Here is an 18568-nt window from a genome sequence, read left to right on the forward strand (position 1 = left end):
TATTTTTAATTAACTAAACAACAAATGAAAATAGGAGGAATTTTTAGTTATGGGTAAAATTATAGGTATTGACTTAGGTACAACAAATTCTTGCGTAGCTGTTTTAGAAGGCGACGAACCTAAAGTTATTCAAAATCCAGAAGGTGCTCGTACAACACCATCAGTTGTAGCATTCAAAAACGGTGAAACACAAGTAGGTGAAGTTGCTAAACGTCAAGCAATTACAAACCCTAATACTATCCAATCTATTAAACGTGAAATGGGTACTGATCATAAAGTAGACGTTGATGGAAAAAATTACACACCACAAGAAATTTCAGCAATGATTTTACAAAATTTAAAAAGTACAGCTGAAAGTTACTTAGGTGATAAAGTTGATAAAGCTGTTATAACAGTACCAGCTTACTTTAATGATGCTGAACGTCAAGCAACAAAAGATGCTGGTAAAATTGCAGGTTTAGAAGTAGAACGTATCATTAACGAACCTACAGCAGCAGCTTTAGCATATGGCTTAGATAAAACTGAACAAGACGAAAAAGTATTAGTATTTGACCTTGGTGGCGGTACTTTCGACGTTTCAATTCTTGAACTAGGAGATGGCGTATTCGAGGTATTATCTACTGCTGGCGATAATAAATTAGGCGGCGATGACTTCGACCAAGTCATTATTGATTATCTTGTCGAAGAGTTCAAAAAAGAAAATGGTATCGACTTATCTCAAGACAAAATGGCATTGCAACGTTTAAAAGATGCTGCAGAAAAAGCTAAAAAAGATTTATCTGGAGTATCTCAAACTCAAATTTCATTACCATTCATTTCAGCTGGAGAAAGTGGTCCATTACACTTAGAAATCACATTAACTCGTTCTAAATTTGAAGAGTTATCAGATGATTTAGTACGTCGTACTATGGGACCAACTCGCCAAGCATTAAGTGATGCTGGTTTATCAAGCAATGATATTGATGAAGTAATTTTAGTTGGTGGTTCAACTCGTATTCCAGCTGTACAAGAAGCTGTTAAAAAAGAAGTTGGAAAAGAACCTAATAAAAGTGTTAACCCAGACGAAGTTGTTGCAATGGGTGCAGCTATCCAAGGCGGCGTAATCTCTGGTGATGTTAAAGATGTTGTATTATTAGATGTTACACCATTATCACTAGGTATTGAGATTATGGGTGGACGTATGAACACATTAATCGAAAGAAACACAACTATCCCAACATCTAAATCTCAAGTTTACTCAACAGCTGCAGACAATCAACCTGCTGTTGATATTCATGTGCTACAAGGTGAACGTCCTATGGCATCTGACAATAAAACTTTAGGAAGATTTTCATTAACTGATATTCCACCAGCTCCACGTGGAGTTCCACAAATCGAAGTAACATTTGACATTGATAAAAATGGTATCGTTAATGTAACTGCTAAAGACTTAGGAACTAATAAAGAACAAAATATTACAATCGAATCAAGCTCTGCTCTATCAGATGATGAGATTGATCGCATGGTTAAAGATGCTGAACAAAATGCTGAAGAAGATAAAAAACGTCGTGAAGAAAGTGACCTTAGAAATGAAGCTGACAGCTTAGTATTCCAAGTTGATAAAACACTTAAAGATTTAGGTGACAATGTTTCTGAGGATGACAAAAAACAAGCTGAAGATAAAAAAGAAGCATTGAAATCTGCACTAGAAGGTCAAGATTTAGAAGACATTAAAACTAAAAAAGAAGAACTTGAAAAAGTTGTTCAAGAATTGTCTATGAAAGTATATCAACAAGCACAGCAAGCTCAACAAGAAGATGCTAATGGTTCAAATCAAAGCGATGTTGAAGATGCTGAGTATACTGAAGTTAAAGATGACGACGATAAAAAAGATAACAAATAATTGATTTTTATATCAATTTTAAAAGCTGCATTAAAATCGAATATACGTTGCGGCTTCTTGAATTAAAATTTAAGTCAAAGTCAATTGTCATTGGCTTTGACTTTTTATTATTTAAACAACTATACTTTATAAGTGTAAAAATTGAAAAATGTTTTTTTATAGATAAGGAGAGATTACAGTGGCAAAAAGAGACTATTACGAAGTCTTGGGTGTCAGCAAAGATGCGTCAAAAGACGAAATCAAAAAAGCTTACCGTAAATTGTCCAAAAAATATCACCCAGATATTAATCAAGAAGAAGGTGCCGAAGAAAAGTTTAAAGAGATAACTGAGGCTTATGAAGTATTGAGCGATGAAAATAAACGTGCTAATTACGACCAATTCGGTCATGATGGTCCTCAGGGAGGATTCGGCGGACAAGGATTCGGCGGCGGTCAAGACTTTGGCGGTTTTGGCGGCGGTTTCGAAGATATTTTCAGCTCATTCTTTGGTGGTGGTGCACAACGAGATCCTAATGCACCACGTAAAGGTGATGACTTACAATATACAATGACAGTAACCTTTGAAGAAGCTGCATTTGGTACTGAAAAAGAAATTTCAATTCGAAAACAAGTAAAATGTGAGACTTGTGAAGGTTCTGGTGCTAAACCAGGGTCTAAGAAAAAAACATGTCATTACTGTAATGGATCAGGTCATGTTTCAGTAGAACAAAATACTATATTAGGTCGTGTAAGAACTGAAAAAGTCTGCCCTGTTTGTAATGGAACAGGTGAAGAAATAGAAGAACCATGCCCAACTTGTCATGGTAAAGGAACTGAAACTAAGAATGTCAAAATTAAAGTTAAAGTACCTGAAGGCGTAGACAATGATCAACAAATCCGTTTAGCAGGGGAAGGCGCTCCAGGACACAATGGAGGACCTCAAGGCGACTTATACGTTGTATTCCGTGTAGAACCTTCTGATACTTTTGAACGTGAAGGCGACGATATTTTCTATAATTTAAACGTAAGCTTCCCGCAAGCTGCTTTAGGAGATGAAATCAAAGTTCCTACCTTGAAAGGGCATGTTATGCTAAGTGTTCCTGAAGGTACTCAAAATGGTAAACAATTCCGTATGAAAGAAAAAGGTATTAAAAATGTTCATGGTTATGGATATGGTGATTTATTTATTAATATTAATGTAGTAACACCTACAAAATTAAATGATAAACAAAAATCTATAATGCGCGAATTCGCAGAAGTAAGCGGTGAAGAAATCACTGAGCAACCGACAAATTTCAAAGAACGTGCTCGTAGATTCTTTAAAGGAGAATAGATAGCTATGAACTGGATGGAAGTTTCAATTGTTGTTAATCATGAAGTGCAAGAGTTTGTAACAAATATACTAGAAGAAAATGGGTCAAATGGTGTAGTGATTGAAGACTCTAAAGATTTAGATGGAGAATTAGCCGATAAATTTGGTGAAATTTATGAACTAGATCCAAGCGATTATCCCGATACAGGAGTTCGTATTAAAGCATACTTTAATGAAATAGATTATTCTGAAGAACTTAAAAATATAATTTTGAGTAATGTACGAGCGCTAGAAAATCTAGATGAAAATATTTTTAATTATAATGAACAAACAATCAAAGAATCAGATTGGGAAAATGAATGGAAAAATTATTTCCATCCTTTTAAAGCTTCTAAAAATTTTACAATAGTACCTAGTTGGGAAACCTACCAAAAGGAAAGTGATTCCGAACTTTGTATTGAATTAGATCCTGGTATGGCATTTGGAACGGGTGATCATCCAACGACAAGCATGTGTTTAAATGCTATTGAACAATATGTTAAATCCACTGATACAGTTATTGATGTGGGTACAGGTTCAGGAATTTTAAGTATCGCATGTCATTTGCTTGGAGTAAAACATATTAAAGCAGTGGATTTGGATGAATTGGCTGTTAGAGTAGCTAAAGAAAATTTCGAAAAAAACTCATGTGAAGATGCAATTGAAACGACAACCGGCAATTTATTAAAAGGCGAAACAAATAAATATGATGTTGTTATCGCGAATATCTTAGCTCATATTATTGAAGAAATGATAGAAGACGCTTATAATACTTTAAATGAAGAGGGTCGCTTTATCACTTCGGGAATTATTGAAGAGAAAAGTGATGAAATTATTGGACATATGAAGCGTGTAGGTTTCAATATCATTTCTATTAATCACGACAACGGTTGGGTATGTATCGTTGGAGAGAAAGTGAGCAATTAATATGCAAAGATATTTTATAAATCAAAACGCTGATAAAAATCAGCGTTTTTTTATAACTGAAAAAGAAGATATACATCATATTAATAATGTAATGAGAAATCAATCAGGTGATTTTATAATCGTTACATTTAATCATGGTGAAGTGTATAAGAGCAAAATAATTTCTATACATAACGAAAAGATAGAAATTGAATTAAGTGAAGAGTTAAATTCTGATACCGAATTACCGGTTGAGATTACAATTTGTAGTGGCTTATTAAAAGCAGATAAATATGAATGGCTTCTGCAAAAATGTACTGAACTTGGTGCTTCTCATTTTATTCCTGTACAAATGGATCGATCTATTGTGAAACTTAATCAAAATAAAATCGAGAAAAAATTAGTAAGATGGAATAAAATTGTTAAAGAAGCTGCCGAACAAAGTTATCGTTTAATTATACCTACTATCGAATTTATATCGAATTTAAAGCAAGTATATGTTAATATAGATAAATATGATTATGTGCTTGTCGCATACGAAGACGCTGCAAAAGAAGGAGAAATAAGTCATTTTAAAAAAACACTACAACAATTCAAAAGTGGCGATCGTGTTTTAATAGTTTTTGGTCCTGAAGGTGGACTGAGTGAAGAAGAAGTCGAATTATTTCAAGAAAACAGTGAAATAGTAGGTTTAGGCAAACGAATTCTTCGAGCTGAAACTGCTCCGTTGTATGCGTTAAGTGCAATAAGTTATGAAAAAGAATTAATGGGGTGAAAATGATGTCAACTGTAGCTTTTCATACATTAGGGTGTAAAGTTAACCATTATGAAACTGAAGCGATTTGGCAATTATTTAAAGATGCTGGGTATGATCGTGTAGAATTCGATACAAACGCAGATGTCTTTGTTATAAATACATGTACTGTAACGAATACCGGAGATAAAAAGAGTAGACAAATCATAAGACGTGCTATTCGAAAAAATCCAGATGCTGTTGTTTGTGTTACAGGTTGTTATGCACAAACTTCGTCTGCTGAAATAATGGAAATTCCTGGAGTCGATGTCGTTGTAGGTACACAGGATCGTACAAAACTACTTGATTATATTGAAGAATTCAAGACTGAACGCCAACCTATAAACGGTGTTGGAAATATTATGAAAAATAGAAAATACGAAGAATTAGAAGTACCGTATTTCACTGATAGAACACGCGCGTCTCTTAAAATTCAAGAAGGTTGTAACAATTTCTGCACTTTTTGCATTATTCCTTGGGCGCGTGGTCTAATGCGGTCTAGAGATCCAGAAAAAGTAGTTGAACAAGCAACAACATTAGTGAATTCAGGATACAAAGAAATTGTACTAACAGGTATTCATACAGGCGGTTATGGTCAAGATTTAAAAGATTATAATTTAGCACAATTATTACGTGATCTTGAAACTATTGATGGGCTCGAACGTATTAGAATTTCATCAATTGAAGCTAGCCAATTAACTGATGAAGTTATAAATGTTATTTCAAATTCTAATAAAGTAGTACGTCATCTACATGTACCACTTCAATCAGGTTCAGATACTGTACTTAAAAGAATGCGCAGAAAATATTCAATGGCTCATTTTTCTGAACGTTTGATGAAATTACACAAAGCATTACCTGGGTTAGCTGTAACAAGTGATGTTATTGTTGGTTTTCCAGGAGAAACAGAAGAAGAATTTCAAGAAACGTATGATTTTATTCTAAAACATCATTTTTCTGAACTTCATGTTTTCCCTTATTCTGCTCGTACAGGTACTCCTGCAGCTAGAATGGATGATCAAATTGATGAAAGCATTAAAAATGAACGTGTTCATAAACTAATTGAATTAAGCAATCAGTTAGCTAAAGAATATGCTTCTCATTTTGAAAATGAAGTATTAGAAGTAATACCTGAAGAGTCTGGGGAAGCACCTGGAACACTAGTTGGGTATGCTGATAATTACATGAAAGTTGAATTTGAAGGTGATGATTCACTAATTGGAGAGTTAGTTCGTGTTAAAATTACACAAGCTGGATATCCATTGAGTCAAGGCCATGTAGTCAGAGTAATTGACCATGCATCTAACCGTAGCGAATTTACTGCTATTATTTAAGATTCAAAAAATTAATTATTCTAATTGACCCCAACTATCATATATATTATACTTATGAATGCGTAGCATATAGTTATGTTATGCATATGAAAATAAAGTTCCGTTGATATTTGGAGGGAGGGAAATACAGATGTCTAAAACAGTAGTCCGTAAAAACGAATCACTTGAAGATGCTTTACGCCGTTTCAAACGCTCAGTTTCAAAAAGCGGTACAATTCAAGAAGTACGTAAACGTGAATTTTACGAAAAACCAAGTGTTAAACGTAAAAAGAAATCAGAAGCTGCACGTAAACGTAAATTTAAATAATTGATATGTCTGTTGACTCCCTCAACAACAAATATGAATTATATAAATGCAGTTTTCGAAGGTCATAAATATTACCGATTCAGGTAGTATCTATGGCCTTTTTCTTTTGCCAGTATATCAAAATATATTTTCTATAAATTCACTCTTTTATAACTATAATTCTATTAAGCAGTCATGTATAATGAAAAATGAGAGCGAGGTGAATTTATGTCACATCCAACTGAAATTTTACATAATATTTCAGTTTTTCAGACTAGTCAAAGCCCCTTTATGCAACACATAGGTGAGGTTATTACAAGCCCATTTGTATCACTAATCCTAACTTGCATCATTTTTCTAGGTTTCCTATATCAACTTTATTCAAAACGTACAAATTTTGCTGGAATTATCGCTGCATTATCATTATTAATACTCTTTTTAGGTTATTTGATTCAAGGAGAAGTATCATTAATTTCAATCGGTCTTTTTATTATTGGCGTAATACTTCTCATCATTGAATTTTTTGTAGTTGGAGCAATTATCGGAATAATAGGTATTATTTTAATTACTATAAGCATTATTATGCTAGGAGATAATCTTTTATGGATGTTAATAAATGTTGTTATTGCATTTATTTTATCAATTATTGAATGGGTGATATTGGTGAAAGGATTTAACAAAAAAATATCTTTATTTGAAAAAGTTATATTAAGGGATTCGACGACTTCTGAAGCTGGATATACTTCACATGATGACCGCTCTAATTTAGTAGGTCAAACTGCTGAAACTCTTACAGAACTTCGACCATCAGGTATAATATCTTTAAATGATGAGCGTATTGATGCTGTATCAGACGGTACATTTATTCAACGTGGTGTTAAAGTAAAAGTTACCGAAGTTGAAGGTACAAGAGTAGTAGTAAGGGAATTACCTCAAAATAGTTAAATTATAAAGGAGAGTCTATATGTTAATACCACTTATTATTATCATTGTGATAGCAATAATTGCATTACTGATCTTATTTTCATTTGTACCAATTGGATTATGGATTTCAGCAATTGCTGCAGGTGTAAAAGTAAATATCGGTACATTAATTGGAATGCGTTTAAGACGTGTTTCACCACGAAAAGTAATCGCACCATTAATAAAAGCACATAAAGCTGGTTTAAACCTTACAACTAACCAACTTGAATCTCATTATTTAGCAGGCGGTAATGTCGATAGAGTTGTAGACGCTAACATTGCTGCACAACGTGCCGACATTAATCTTCCATTTGAACGAGGTGCCGCTATCGACTTAGCTGGACGTGATGTACTTGAGGCTGTTCAAATGTCAGTTAATCCTAAAGTAATTGAAACGCCATTTATTACGGGTGTAGCAATGAACGGTATTGAAGTAAAAGCTAAAGCTAGAATCACAGTACGTGCTAACATTTCTAGATTAGTTGGGGGTGCAGGTGAAGAGACAATTATTGCTCGTGTGGGTGAAGGTATTGTTTCGACTATTGGTTCTAGTGAGCATCATACTGTAGTTTTAGAAAACCCTGATAATATTTCAAAAACTGTTTTAAGCAAAGGGCTAGACTCTGGTACAGCTTTTGAGATTTTATCAATTGATATTGCTGATGTAGATATCGGTAAAAATATCGGTGCAGATTTACAAACTGAGCAGGCATTGGCTGATAAAAATATTGCACAAGCCAAAGCTGAAGAACGCCGTGCTATGGCTGTAGCTTCTGAACAAGAAATGAAAGCAAGAGTACAAGAAATGCGTGCAAAAGTTGTAGAAGCAGAATCTGAAGTACCATTAGCAATGTCTGAAGCACTTAGAAAAGGTAATATTGGTGTGAAAGATTATTATAATTTAAAGAATATTGAAGCTGATACAGGAATGCGTGAGTCAATTAATCAAAGAACACATTCAAATGATAACGAGTCACCAGATAAGTAAAAGAGGTGATTAAATGAGTATTGGTCTCATAATTTTTATTATTAGTATTGTAATTTCATTAATTACTGCAATTAATGATAAAAGTCACAAAAAGCGTCAAAATCAACAGCCTAGGACAAAACAACCAAGACAGCAGCCAAGTGCTGAAAGAAAAGAGAAGAAAAGTATTTTCGAGCAACTAGGAGAAACATTTGAAGAATTACAAAGAGAATTTGATGATTCTTCAAAGAAGTCTTCAAATGAAAAACCATCGAGTACAAACCAGCCTAGAAGAAATGAAAGTGGAAATGTTAATCGGAGAGACGATAGGACGACTAATCAAGTTGAAGAAAATAGAACACAACCTCGAAATGTGAGCCAAAAGGACTTGGAAGCTATTGAAGAATTGAACAATTCATTAAATAATGAATTAACTTCATATAGATCAGACATAGATCGCGAAAAAGAAAAGCAATTAGCCATAATTGAAAGACGTGCGCAAAAAATAATTAATGATAAATACCTTTCAAATCGAGCTAAACAGGCAAGATTAAAACAATTATTTTCGGATAAAACCATGTTAGGAAATCGACAAAATCAAAATTTGCGTTTTGATGACGATGAAATATTGAATGGAATTATATGGTCTGAAATTTTAAAAAAGCCAAAACAACTTCAATAAAAATAACTAAGATTAGATGCCAATTTTTGGCTTCTAATCTTTTTTTAGCTTTATCCACAATCATTATCGGATTATTATTTCACGAGAACATGATATAATAAGAGTATGAATATGTAGGAATTATAACTAAGTCCGTAAAATTCCGTTCGAAGTAATATTCTGCATCTTAAATTTAATACTACAGACTACATGATAGCTGTATCAACGAAAAGGAGTTAATGTATGCCAGGAATAATAGTTATTGATGATATCAATCAAGCCCAAGCTCTAATTGGAAATAATGATGAAAACATACAAGCAATTGAAGAAGCGTTTGAAGTTATTATACATGCGAGAGGGCAAGAAATAGCTGTAAAAGGGCAACAACAAGAGGAAATTGAAAAAGCAGAAGCTGTTATCAAAAACTTACTTAAAGTAATAGACCAAGGTGTATCAATCAACCTCAAAGATGTAGAAGCAGCAATTAAAATGGCTCAGAAAGGCTCAATCAATCATCTTGTAGATTTATATGATGAATCAATTACAAAAGATGCATATGGTAAAACAATTCGTGCCAAAACTATGGGACAAAGATTATATCTAAATGCAATGAAGCATAATGATTTAGTTTTTGGTATTGGACCAGCAGGAACAGGCAAAACTTTCTTAGCTGTTGTTTATGCTGCGAAAGAATTAAGACAAGGTAATGTTAAAAGAATAGTATTGACTCGTCCGGCTGTTGAAGCTGGTGAATCATTAGGATTTTTACCCGGTGATTTAAAAGAAAAAGTTGATCCTTATTTGCGACCTTTATATGACGGCTTGCATACAGTTTTAGGACCTGAACAAACTGCTAGATTTATTGAAAGAGGCATTATAGAAGTTGCACCATTAGCCTATATGCGTGGACGCACTTTAGATGATGCATTTGTTATTTTAGATGAAGCTCAAAATACAACCCATGCACAAATGAAAATGTTTTTAACTAGATTAGGTTTTGGCTCTAAAATGGTAGTTACTGGTGATATGACGCAAGTTGACTTACCACGAGGAATTAAAAGCGGTTTAAAACAAGCAGTTAAAAGATTAGCTGGAGTAAAAGGTATTAGCGTTCAAAAATTAGATCAAAGCGATGTCGTACGTCATCCACTTGTTAGTAAAATAATCGACCGTTATGAAGGGGATGAATAATCAAAATGTTTACGATTGATTTTACAGACCATACTGGTGAAGTAAATACAGAATGGTATCAACAAATTGATAACTTGCTTACATTTGCAAAGAAAGAAGAAAATATTGAAGATGATGCAGAACTATCTGTTACATTTGTAAATAAACAAGAGATTCAAGAAATTAATAGAGACTATAGAAACAAAGATAAAGTAACAGATGTAATTTCATTTGCATTAGAAGAAGATGAGCCAGAGATTGAAGGTTTAGATATGCCTCGAGTTCTTGGAGATATTATAATTTGTGCTGATGTCGCTAAGGAACAATCTGATGAATATGGACATTCGTTTGAAAGAGAGTTAGGTTTTTTAGCGTTACACGGCTTTTTACATTTATTAGGATATAATCATATGAATGAATCCGATGAAAAAGAAATGTTTGGGCGCCAAAAATTAATTTTAGATAATTATGGTTTGACGAGAGATTAATTAATGAAACGATTTAAATATCCTATTCAAGGTTTAATAACTATAATAAAAAAAGACCTGAATTTTCTGCTACATCTAATTACTGCAGTTATTGTAATATTAGCTGGCATCTTCTTTGGTATTTCAAAGATAGAATGGATAGTAATTATATTAGTGATTGCATTGGTATTAGCTTTTGAGGCAATAAATACTGCAGTAGAATACGTAGTAGATTTAGTAACGGATGAATATAAGCCTCTTGCTAAGCGAGCAAAAGATACAGCAGCTTTAAGCGTACTAATTATCTCAATAGCCGCAGGTACCATTGGTCTTATAATTTTTATCCCTTACATTTTAAATAATCTATAAAAGAGGAAATTATATGACTTATACAAATGAACATTTTAAAAAAGTAAGAGAGGCTCAAAACCGCTCTTATTCACCTTATAGCAAATTCAAAGTAGGAGCATATTTACGGACGAAAGATGGAAATGAATTTTTTGGAGCAAATGTTGAAAATGCTGCATATGGAGAGGCTATTTGTGCTGAACGTTCAAGTTTAGTCGCAGCAATAAGCCAGGGTTATAAGCCTGGTGATTTTGAGTCTCTTACAATTACAGTAGATGCAGACAAACCATCATCACCATGCGGTTCTTGCCGCCAAGTGATTAAAGAATTATGCGATGATGATATGCCAATCTATCTTACTAACCATAAAGGCGATATGATTGAAACTAATATAAATGACTTGCTTCCATTAGGATTTTCAGGAAAGGATTTGAATATATGACAGAACATAAATCAGGGTTTGTTGCTATTATAGGCAGACCTAATGTAGGTAAATCTACATTTATGAATAGAGTTTTAGGACATAAAATTGCAATTATGTCAGATAAAGCTCAAACAACAAGAAATAAAATTCATGGTGTAATGACAGAAGATGATGCTCAAATAATTTTTGTTGATACACCTGGTATTCATAAACCTAAACATAAATTAGGCGATTATATGATGAAAGTCGCTAAAAATACACTTACTGAAGTAGATGCTGTTATTTTTATGGTCAATGCTAATGAAGCAATTGGTCGTGGAGACGAATATATAATGGATATGTTAAAAAATATTAAAACTCCAGTATTTTTAGTTATTAATAAAATTGACCTTGTGCACCCAGACCAAATAATGCCCATTATCGAAAGTTATGAGAAACATATGCGTTTTACTGAAGCCGTACCAATGTCAGCATTGGAAGGGTTAAATGTAGATCACTTTATTAATGTGCTGAAATCATATATGCCAGATGGCCCACAATATTATCCAGATGGTCAAATTTCTGATCACCCTGAACAATTTGTGGTTAGTGAACTAATACGTGAAAAAGTATTACATCTAACAAGCGAAGAAATTCCACACTCAATCGGTGTCAATGTTGACCGTATGGTAAAACAATCTGAAGACAAAGTTAGAATTGAAGCAACTATTTATGTTGAAAGAGATTCTCAAAAGGGGATTGTAATTGGCAAAGGCGGTAAAAAATTAAAAGAGATTGGAAAAAGAGCCAGAATTGATATTGAAAATTTATTAGGATCAAAAGTGTATCTTGACCTCTGGGTAAAAGTTCAAAAAGATTGGCGTAATAAAGTCAATTTCATCCGTCAAATGGGCTATATTGAAGACCAAGATTAATTAGAAAAGGTCGGTGAATCCTCTAATGTTGATGAAACAAAAAGGAATTATCATTAAATCTGTCGACTATGGAGAATCCGATAAAATCATCACGATTTTAAACGAAAATGGTGCAAAAGTTCCATTAATGGTTAGGAGGGCCAAAAAAAGCAAGACTGGCTTGCAAGCAAATACACAGTTATTTGTCCATGGGTTATTTATTTATGCTAAGCTGAGAGGTCTTGGTGTTTTGAACTCAATAGATGTTATCAATCAAAATTATCAGTTGAGATTAGATATATATGAAAGTAGCTATGCTGCCTTATGTGCTGAAATAATAGACAAATCAATGGAAGATGAAGAGATTTCTCAATTCAATTTTGACCTCTTAGAGTTCTGTTTAAATCGAATAAATAAAAAAGACAGTGCACAATTGATGTCAGTTATAGTATTACTAAAAAAAATGCCGGCATTTGGTTTTAGTATTAATTTTGATAAATGTTCAATCTCAGGCGAAACTGATCAATCTAAATTGATTGCATTTAGTTTTAAATTTCATGGTGTAATTTCTAATCAATTTACTGACCGCGACCCTCATGCAATTAACATTTCAAATAAAACCTTTTATTTAATGGATATTTTACAAAAATTGCCCATCAATAAAATGAATCAACTTAATATACATCAAGATATTTTAAATGAAATGTCAGATTTATTAATTATGCTATATAGAGAATATTCTGGTGTTTTCTTTAAAAGTCAAAAACTAATAAACCAATTAAAAAGATTAGAAAATAATTGAAAATGAAAAGAACGCCGTATCTGTCGAGGTACGGCGTTCTCTCTTCATATATATTAGAATCTTACTTTTTCAGAGATAAAATCATTAAGTTCAGAAATTGGCATACGAACTTGTTCCATTGAATCTCTATCACGAACTGTTACTTGTTGATCTTCAAGTGAATCAAAATCAAAAGTAATGCAGTAAGGTGTACCGATTTCATCTTGACGACGATAACGTTTACCAATTGATTGAGATTCATCAAAATCAACTGTGAAATTCTCACTTAATTGTTCATATACTTTAATTGCTTCTTCAGATAATTTTTTACTTAATGGTAAAACAGCTGCTTTATACGGTGCTATTGCTGGGTGGAAGTGTAATACCGTTCTTTCATCTTTACTACCTTCGACACCTTCACGATCATAAGCATCACATAAGAAAGCTAATGTTACACGGTCAGCACCTAGGGATGGTTCAATACAATAAGGAATGTATTTTTCATTTGTTTCAGGATCGTGATATTTGAAATCATCGCCTGAAAATTCACTATGTTGTTTTAAGTCATAATCAGTACGGCTTGCAATTCCCCAAAGTTCTCCCCAGCCAAATGGGAATTTGTATTCAATATCAGTAGTTGCATTAGAATAGTGAGATAACTCATCTTCATCATGGTCACGAAGACGGATACTGTCATTTTTGATACCTAAATCTAACAACCATTTTTCAGCAAATGCTTTCCAATAGCTTTGCCATTCAATTTCTTCTCCTGGTTTACAGAAGAATTCTAATTCCATTTGTTCAAACTCACGTGTTCTGAATATAAAGTTACCTGGTGTAATTTCATTACGGAATGATTTACCGATTTGACCAATACCAAATGGTAACTTTTTACGCATAGAACGTTGTACATTTTTGTAATTTACAAATATACCTTGTGCTGTTTCTGGACGTAAAAATATTTCATTTGTTGAATCTTCAGTAACACCTTGGAAAGTTTTAAACATTAAGTTGAATTGTCTAATATCAGTCCAATTTGCAGTACCACTAACCGGATCTTTAATTCCTTCTTCATCAATAATGCGTTTCATTTCGTCAAAGCTCAATCCATCAGCGATGAAATTTTCGTCACCTTTTTCATTCTGCATGTAATCTTCAATTAATTTATCTGCACGATAACGAATTTTACTATCTTTATTATCTATCATTGGGTCATTAAAGTTTCCTAAGTGGCCTGAAGCTTCCCAAGTTCTAGGATTCATTAAAATAGCAGCATCTAAACCAACATTATATGGTGATTGAGAAATAAACTTCTTCCACCATGCCTGCTTAATATTATTTTTTAGTTCAACTCCTAGTGGACCATAATCCCACGTATTTGATAAACCGCCATAAATTTCACTTCCCGGAAAAACGAATCCTCTGTGCTTCGCAAGTTGTACAACAGAATCCATATCTTTTGCCATTTTTCAACACTCCTCTTTTCAAATAAAAAAACGCCCCAAGATAACGAAACATACATTTCGAAATCTTGGGACGAGTTATTTTAATTTAACATAATTAATTATAACCCGCGGTTCCACCCAAATTAGTGTAGACACTCGCTTAGATTATTAAATTGTCAGGCCAATTTATTTGTTAAGCTTTCACCATCCTTAACTCGCTTCATTACCCATTCTAATGCATCACTAATTTAAATACAAGTAAATATATCATTTACGAGATAAAAGATATAATTGGACAGGTAATCAATGATTTTATATGTCGAAACACTTTAAAATATAAAATTATAGAACCCAATAAGTCAATAAATTATTAAAAAACTCAATACTTCGATTACACTTCATATTGACCCCAAATAATGAGATAATAATAATTGGAAAATTAGTATGACTCATTATATAATACATTTCGTAGGAAAAAAGTTATAATAATAGGGTAGTGTGAAGGGGTGAAGACATATAGAACTGAGTAATAGGCAAAGTGAAATAGTTGAAATAGTAAAACACAATGGACCGATAACTGGAGAGAAAATTGCCGAACAATTAAGTTTAACTAGGGCTACATTAAGACCTGATTTAGCAATCCTTACTATGTCAGGCTTTTTAGAAGCGAGACCACGTGTTGGTTACTTTTATTCCGGAAAATCAACAAATCAATTATTAACTGAAAAATTAAGACAATATGTTGTAAAAGATTATCAATCGCTACCAATTATTTTGAAAAGTGATATGTCGGTTTATGAAGCAATATGTACTATTTTCCTTGAAGACGTCAGCACCTTGTTTGTTGTTAATCAAAACTATGATTTCATCGGTGTGTGTTCTAGAAAAGATTTGTTAAGAGCATCGATGATTGGGGAAGATATACATACTATGCCGATTAGTGTTATAATGACACGCATGCCAAATCTGACATACGTAAAAGAAAATGATTTACTCGTATTAGCTGCTCAATTAATGATAGAAAAGGAAATCGATTCTATACCTATCGTGAGAGGTAAAGAAAATGGCAAGCTTGAAGCAATCGGACGTATATCCAAAACAACAATTACAAAATTATTTGTATCTATTTTTGATGAGTAGGTGAATTTTTTAATGCAAAAGATAAAAATAATTATTGCATCTGATTCAGTAGGGGAAACAGCAGAACAAGTTGCAAAAGCGTGTGTTTCCCAATTCAATTCTAAAAATTTCAAAAGCGAAATCGTACGTTACCCATATATAGAAACAAATGAAAACGTAGATGAAGTAATTGAATTGGCCAAAGAAAATGAATTAAATATCGTAGTATTTACATTAGTTAAACCGGACATTAAACAGTATATGGAAGAGCGATTAGCTGAAAATAAAATTAAACATGTGGATATCATGGGTCCGCTAATGAGCATACTAACTGATAAAATTGATGAACAACCATACTGTGAACCAGGTATTGTTCATAAACTTGACGAAGCTTACTTTAAAAAGATTGAAGCAATCGAATTTGCAGTCAAATATGATGATGGAAAAGATCCTAAAGGATTACCAAAAGCTGATATTGTCTTACTAGGTATTTCTCGAACTTCTAAAACACCATTATCCCAATTCTTAGCTCACAAACGATATAAAGTAATGAATATTCCAATAGTGCCTGAAATTAATCCACCTGAAGCATTATTTGAAATTGATCCCAAAAAATGTATTGCTTTAAAAATAAGTGAGGAAAAACTCAACAAAATCAGGAAAGAGCGATTAAAACAATTAGGCCTAGGTGACTCTGCAAGATATGCTACTGGACAACGAATTCAAGAGGAATTAAAGTATTTTGATAATATTGTAAACAAAATTGGTTGCCCAGTGATTGATGTTTCTGATAAAGCGATCGAAGAGACTGCAAATGATATTATGTATATTATTGAACAAAATAAAGCAAATAAATCTGAATAAAGATTAAAACGCTGATAATAAAAATCAGCGTTTTTGAATTCAATATATTTTTAAGCAAAATACTTTCTTAAATCACATAAAATGATATAATAATATGACTAAATCTATACAGGTGGTTAGTTTGCGAATAGAACAATCGGTAATCAATGAAATAAAAGATAAAACAGATATATTAGATATAGTAAGCGAATATGTAAAATTAGAAAAAAGAGGACGCAATTATATTGGTTTGTGTCCTTTTCATGATGAAAAAACACCCTCATTTACTGTCTCGGAAGATAAACAAATATGCCATTGCTTTGGTTGTAAAAAAGGTGGGAATGTTTTTCAATTCACACAAGAAATTAAAGGTGTTTCATTCGTAGAAGCTGTTAAAGAGCTTGGAGAAAGGGTAAATATAAAAATAGATGTCAGTCAATCAGATGTACAAAACCAAATTGCCTCTGATGATTTAATGATGATAAAAATGCATGAACTTATGGAAGACTATTATCATTATATTCTGATGAAAACTGTTGAAGGGGAAGAAGCATTAAACTATTTAAAATCCAGAGGATTTACAGAAAAATTATTGAAAGAAAGAAAAATTGGCTATGCACCAGACAGCTCACATTTTTGCCATGATTTTTTACAAAAAAAAGGGTATGACATTGAGTTAGCTTACGAAGCAGGCTTACTTTCTAGAAACGAAGAAAATTTTAGTTATTATGATAGATTTCGTGATCGAGTTATGTTTCCGTTAAAGAATGCTCAAGGACGAACAGTAGGTTATTCCGGACGAACATATAAAAATCAAGAACCAAAATATTTAAATAGCCCTGAAACTCCAATTTTCCAAAAAAGAAAATTATTATATAATGTAGACCGTGCAAGAAGGATTATTCGCCAAAAAAACGAGTTGATTCTGTTAGAAGGTTTTATGGATGTTATTAAAGCTGACCAAGCGGGTGTCAATCAAGTAGTAGCAAGTATGGGTACACAACTTTCACAAGAGCATATGACATTTATAAAAAAATTAACTTCCAATGTTACTTTGTTATTTGATGGTGATTTTGCTGGACAAGAAGCAACATTAAAAACAGGACAGGCTCTACTGAAAGAAGGATTGAATGTTTTTGTAGTTCAAATGCCTTCAAAAATGGATCCTGACGAATATATTTCTAAATATGGACAAGAAGCATTTAAAAACTATTTAGATCATGAAAGAAAAGCATTTGTATTATATAAAGTTAATTTGCACAAAGAAGAAATTGAGCATAATGATATGGCATATGAAAAATACCTTAAAGAAATAACAGATGATATTTCTTTAATGCAATCTGGAATTCTGCAAAAAAAAGTATTGCAAGACGTTTCTGAATTGTTTAAAGTTAGCTTTGACAGTCTAAATAATGAAGTAGCTATGCATTCATCTCAAATACCTCAAAATTACTCGTCTCAGTTATCAAAACTTTCTACTGAACCTAAGCATTATACAAAAAAAGAAGATGCGGAACGTAAATTATTAAAACATTTTATGTTTAATAAAGATGTCTTTTTAGAGTTTAATGAGGAATTGGAAGCAGAAGACTTTACAAATAGTCAATTTGAGAGTATATTTAATATTTTGCACGACTATTATGCTGAAAATGAACATTACGATTTGAGTACTGCATTATTATATAGTAATAAAGAGGATGACAGAGAAACTTTAATTTCTCTTGACAATCTCTTATTAAATCGCAATCCTTATGAACATGAGGTTCAAGACTACCTTAATATTATTACTAGTGATCGTAATGATGACACACCTGAGTCTCTTAATGAAAAACTAAGAGAAGCAGCTAGAATTGGTGATTTAGAATTACAAAAGTACTATTTAGAAAAGATAGTAAGGATGAATAAGAATAGAATGAAGTAACAATTAATTAATGAATTAACAAGTGAAAAATATAT

19 protein-coding genes are annotated in these 18568 nt (G+C 32.6%); 18 read left to right on the forward strand and 1 reads right to left on the reverse strand.

Annotation, left to right across the window (positions count from 1 at the left end):
* Positions 1-49 precede the first annotated feature (49 nt).
* From dnaK to recO, 15 genes are all read left to right on the forward strand, one after another.
* The gene (dnaK, locus tag A4G25_RS01455) at positions 50-1882 is read left to right on the forward strand and encodes a molecular chaperone DnaK (protein WP_047131798.1); all 1833 of its coding nucleotides are present in this window, start codon (positions 50-52) and stop codon (positions 1880-1882) included.
* A 178-nt stretch (positions 1883-2060) separates the two neighbouring features.
* On the forward strand, positions 2061-3194 hold the full coding sequence (gene dnaJ, locus A4G25_RS01460; protein ID WP_047131797.1) for a molecular chaperone DnaJ: 1134 nt from the start codon (positions 2061-2063) through the stop codon (positions 3192-3194).
* Between the two features lie 6 nt (positions 3195-3200).
* Entirely contained in the window at positions 3201-4139 is a 939-nt protein-coding gene (gene prmA / locus A4G25_RS01465; RefSeq protein ID WP_047131796.1) for a 50S ribosomal protein L11 methyltransferase, read from the forward strand.
* A gap of 1 nt (position 4140) precedes the next feature.
* Positions 4141-4893 carry a 16S rRNA (uracil(1498)-N(3))-methyltransferase gene (locus A4G25_RS01470; RefSeq protein WP_047131795.1) on the forward strand — a complete coding sequence of 251 codons (753 nt, stop codon included), beginning with the start codon at positions 4141-4143 and terminating at the stop codon, positions 4891-4893.
* Positions 4894-4898: 5 nt separating this feature from the next.
* On the forward strand, positions 4899-6245 hold the full coding sequence (mtaB, locus tag A4G25_RS01475; protein ID WP_047131794.1) for a tRNA (N(6)-L-threonylcarbamoyladenosine(37)-C(2))-methylthiotransferase MtaB: 1347 nt from the start codon (positions 4899-4901) through the stop codon (positions 6243-6245).
* Between the two features lie 130 nt (positions 6246-6375).
* Positions 6376-6552 carry a 30S ribosomal protein S21 gene (gene rpsU / locus A4G25_RS01480; RefSeq protein WP_000048060.1) on the forward strand — a complete coding sequence of 59 codons (177 nt, stop codon included), beginning with the start codon at positions 6376-6378 and terminating at the stop codon, positions 6550-6552.
* Positions 6553-6822: 270 nt separating this feature from the next.
* Complete coding sequence (locus tag A4G25_RS01485) at positions 6823-7476, forward strand: NfeD family protein (protein ID WP_371093337.1); 654 nt, start codon at positions 6823-6825, stop codon at positions 7474-7476.
* A 19-nt stretch (positions 7477-7495) separates the two neighbouring features.
* Positions 7496-8482 (forward strand): flotillin-like protein FloA, encoded by a 987-nt coding sequence (gene floA / locus A4G25_RS01490; protein ID WP_047131792.1) that lies wholly within the window; start codon positions 7496-7498, stop codon positions 8480-8482.
* A gap of 13 nt (positions 8483-8495) precedes the next feature.
* Positions 8496-9143 (forward strand): hypothetical protein, encoded by a 648-nt coding sequence (locus A4G25_RS01495; protein ID WP_047131791.1) that lies wholly within the window; start codon positions 8496-8498, stop codon positions 9141-9143.
* Between the two features lie 222 nt (positions 9144-9365).
* Positions 9366-10313 carry a PhoH family protein gene (locus A4G25_RS01500; RefSeq protein ID WP_047131790.1) on the forward strand — a complete coding sequence of 316 codons (948 nt, stop codon included), beginning with the start codon at positions 9366-9368 and terminating at the stop codon, positions 10311-10313.
* A gap of 5 nt (positions 10314-10318) precedes the next feature.
* Positions 10319-10780 (forward strand): rRNA maturation RNase YbeY, encoded by a 462-nt coding sequence (ybeY, locus tag A4G25_RS01505; protein ID WP_047131789.1) that lies wholly within the window; start codon positions 10319-10321, stop codon positions 10778-10780.
* Between the two features lie 3 nt (positions 10781-10783).
* A complete protein-coding gene (locus A4G25_RS01510; protein ID WP_047131788.1) occupies positions 10784-11128 on the forward strand; it encodes a diacylglycerol kinase family protein in 345 nt (114 codons plus the stop codon).
* A gap of 13 nt (positions 11129-11141) precedes the next feature.
* On the forward strand, positions 11142-11549 hold the full coding sequence (cdd, locus tag A4G25_RS01515; RefSeq protein ID WP_047131787.1) for a cytidine deaminase: 408 nt from the start codon (positions 11142-11144) through the stop codon (positions 11547-11549).
* The gene (gene era / locus A4G25_RS01520) at positions 11546-12445 is read left to right on the forward strand and encodes a GTPase Era (protein WP_047131786.1); all 900 of its coding nucleotides are present in this window, start codon (positions 11546-11548) and stop codon (positions 12443-12445) included. The genes cdd and era overlap by 4 nt, the downstream gene beginning before the upstream one ends.
* A 25-nt stretch (positions 12446-12470) precedes the next feature.
* A complete protein-coding gene (recO, locus tag A4G25_RS01525; protein ID WP_047131785.1) occupies positions 12471-13226 on the forward strand; it encodes a DNA repair protein RecO in 756 nt (251 codons plus the stop codon).
* 53 nt (positions 13227-13279) lie between these two features.
* Here recO and A4G25_RS01530 read toward each other — a convergent pair whose 3' ends face one another.
* Positions 13280-14671, reverse strand: coding sequence for a glycine--tRNA ligase (locus tag A4G25_RS01530; protein WP_047131784.1), 1392 nt, complete (start codon positions 14669-14671; stop codon positions 13280-13282).
* Between the two features lie 495 nt (positions 14672-15166).
* On the opposite strand from A4G25_RS01530, the gene A4G25_RS01535 reads away from it, so the two are divergent.
* From A4G25_RS01535 to dnaG, 3 genes are all read left to right on the forward strand, one after another.
* Positions 15167-15790 (forward strand): transcriptional regulator CcpN, encoded by a 624-nt coding sequence (locus tag A4G25_RS01535; RefSeq protein WP_075140943.1) that lies wholly within the window; start codon positions 15167-15169, stop codon positions 15788-15790.
* Between the two features lie 12 nt (positions 15791-15802).
* A complete protein-coding gene (locus A4G25_RS01540) occupies positions 15803-16633 on the forward strand; it encodes a pyruvate, water dikinase regulatory protein (RefSeq protein WP_047131782.1) in 831 nt (276 codons plus the stop codon).
* Between the two features lie 121 nt (positions 16634-16754).
* Positions 16755-18533 carry a DNA primase gene (dnaG, locus tag A4G25_RS01545; RefSeq protein WP_047131781.1) on the forward strand — a complete coding sequence of 593 codons (1779 nt, stop codon included), beginning with the start codon at positions 16755-16757 and terminating at the stop codon, positions 18531-18533.
* The last annotated feature ends 35 nt before the right edge of the window (positions 18534-18568 follow it).

The organism is Staphylococcus condimenti (genome assembly GCF_001618885.1).
Classification (GTDB): domain Bacteria; phylum Bacillota; class Bacilli; order Staphylococcales; family Staphylococcaceae; genus Staphylococcus; species Staphylococcus condimenti.

Coding starts and splice junctions, on each gene's coding strand:
- A4G25_RS01510 (WP_047131788.1), top strand. CDS start 10,784: ATGAAACGATTTAAATATCCTATTCAAGGTTTAATAACTATAATAAAA.
- A4G25_RS01470 (WP_047131795.1), top strand. CDS start 4,141: ATGCAAAGATATTTTATAAATCAAAACGCTGATAAAAATCAGCGTTTT.
- floA (WP_047131792.1), top strand. CDS start 7,496: ATGTTAATACCACTTATTATTATCATTGTGATAGCAATAATTGCATTA.
- mtaB (WP_047131794.1), top strand. CDS start 4,899: ATGTCAACTGTAGCTTTTCATACATTAGGGTGTAAAGTTAACCATTAT.
- rpsU (WP_000048060.1), top strand. CDS start 6,376: ATGTCTAAAACAGTAGTCCGTAAAAACGAATCACTTGAAGATGCTTTA.
- A4G25_RS01530 (WP_047131784.1), bottom strand. CDS start 14,671: ATGGCAAAAGATATGGATTCTGTTGTACAACTTGCGAAGCACAGAGGA.
- A4G25_RS01500 (WP_047131790.1), top strand. CDS start 9,366: ATGCCAGGAATAATAGTTATTGATGATATCAATCAAGCCCAAGCTCTA.
- A4G25_RS01485 (WP_371093337.1), top strand. CDS start 6,823: ATGCAACACATAGGTGAGGTTATTACAAGCCCATTTGTATCACTAATC.
- A4G25_RS01495 (WP_047131791.1), top strand. CDS start 8,496: ATGAGTATTGGTCTCATAATTTTTATTATTAGTATTGTAATTTCATTA.
- dnaK (WP_047131798.1), top strand. CDS start 50: ATGGGTAAAATTATAGGTATTGACTTAGGTACAACAAATTCTTGCGTA.
- cdd (WP_047131787.1), top strand. CDS start 11,142: ATGACTTATACAAATGAACATTTTAAAAAAGTAAGAGAGGCTCAAAAC.
- A4G25_RS01540 (WP_047131782.1), top strand. CDS start 15,803: ATGCAAAAGATAAAAATAATTATTGCATCTGATTCAGTAGGGGAAACA.
- era (WP_047131786.1), top strand. CDS start 11,546: ATGACAGAACATAAATCAGGGTTTGTTGCTATTATAGGCAGACCTAAT.
- prmA (WP_047131796.1), top strand. CDS start 3,201: ATGAACTGGATGGAAGTTTCAATTGTTGTTAATCATGAAGTGCAAGAG.
- ybeY (WP_047131789.1), top strand. CDS start 10,319: ATGTTTACGATTGATTTTACAGACCATACTGGTGAAGTAAATACAGAA.
- recO (WP_047131785.1), top strand. CDS start 12,471: ATGTTGATGAAACAAAAAGGAATTATCATTAAATCTGTCGACTATGGA.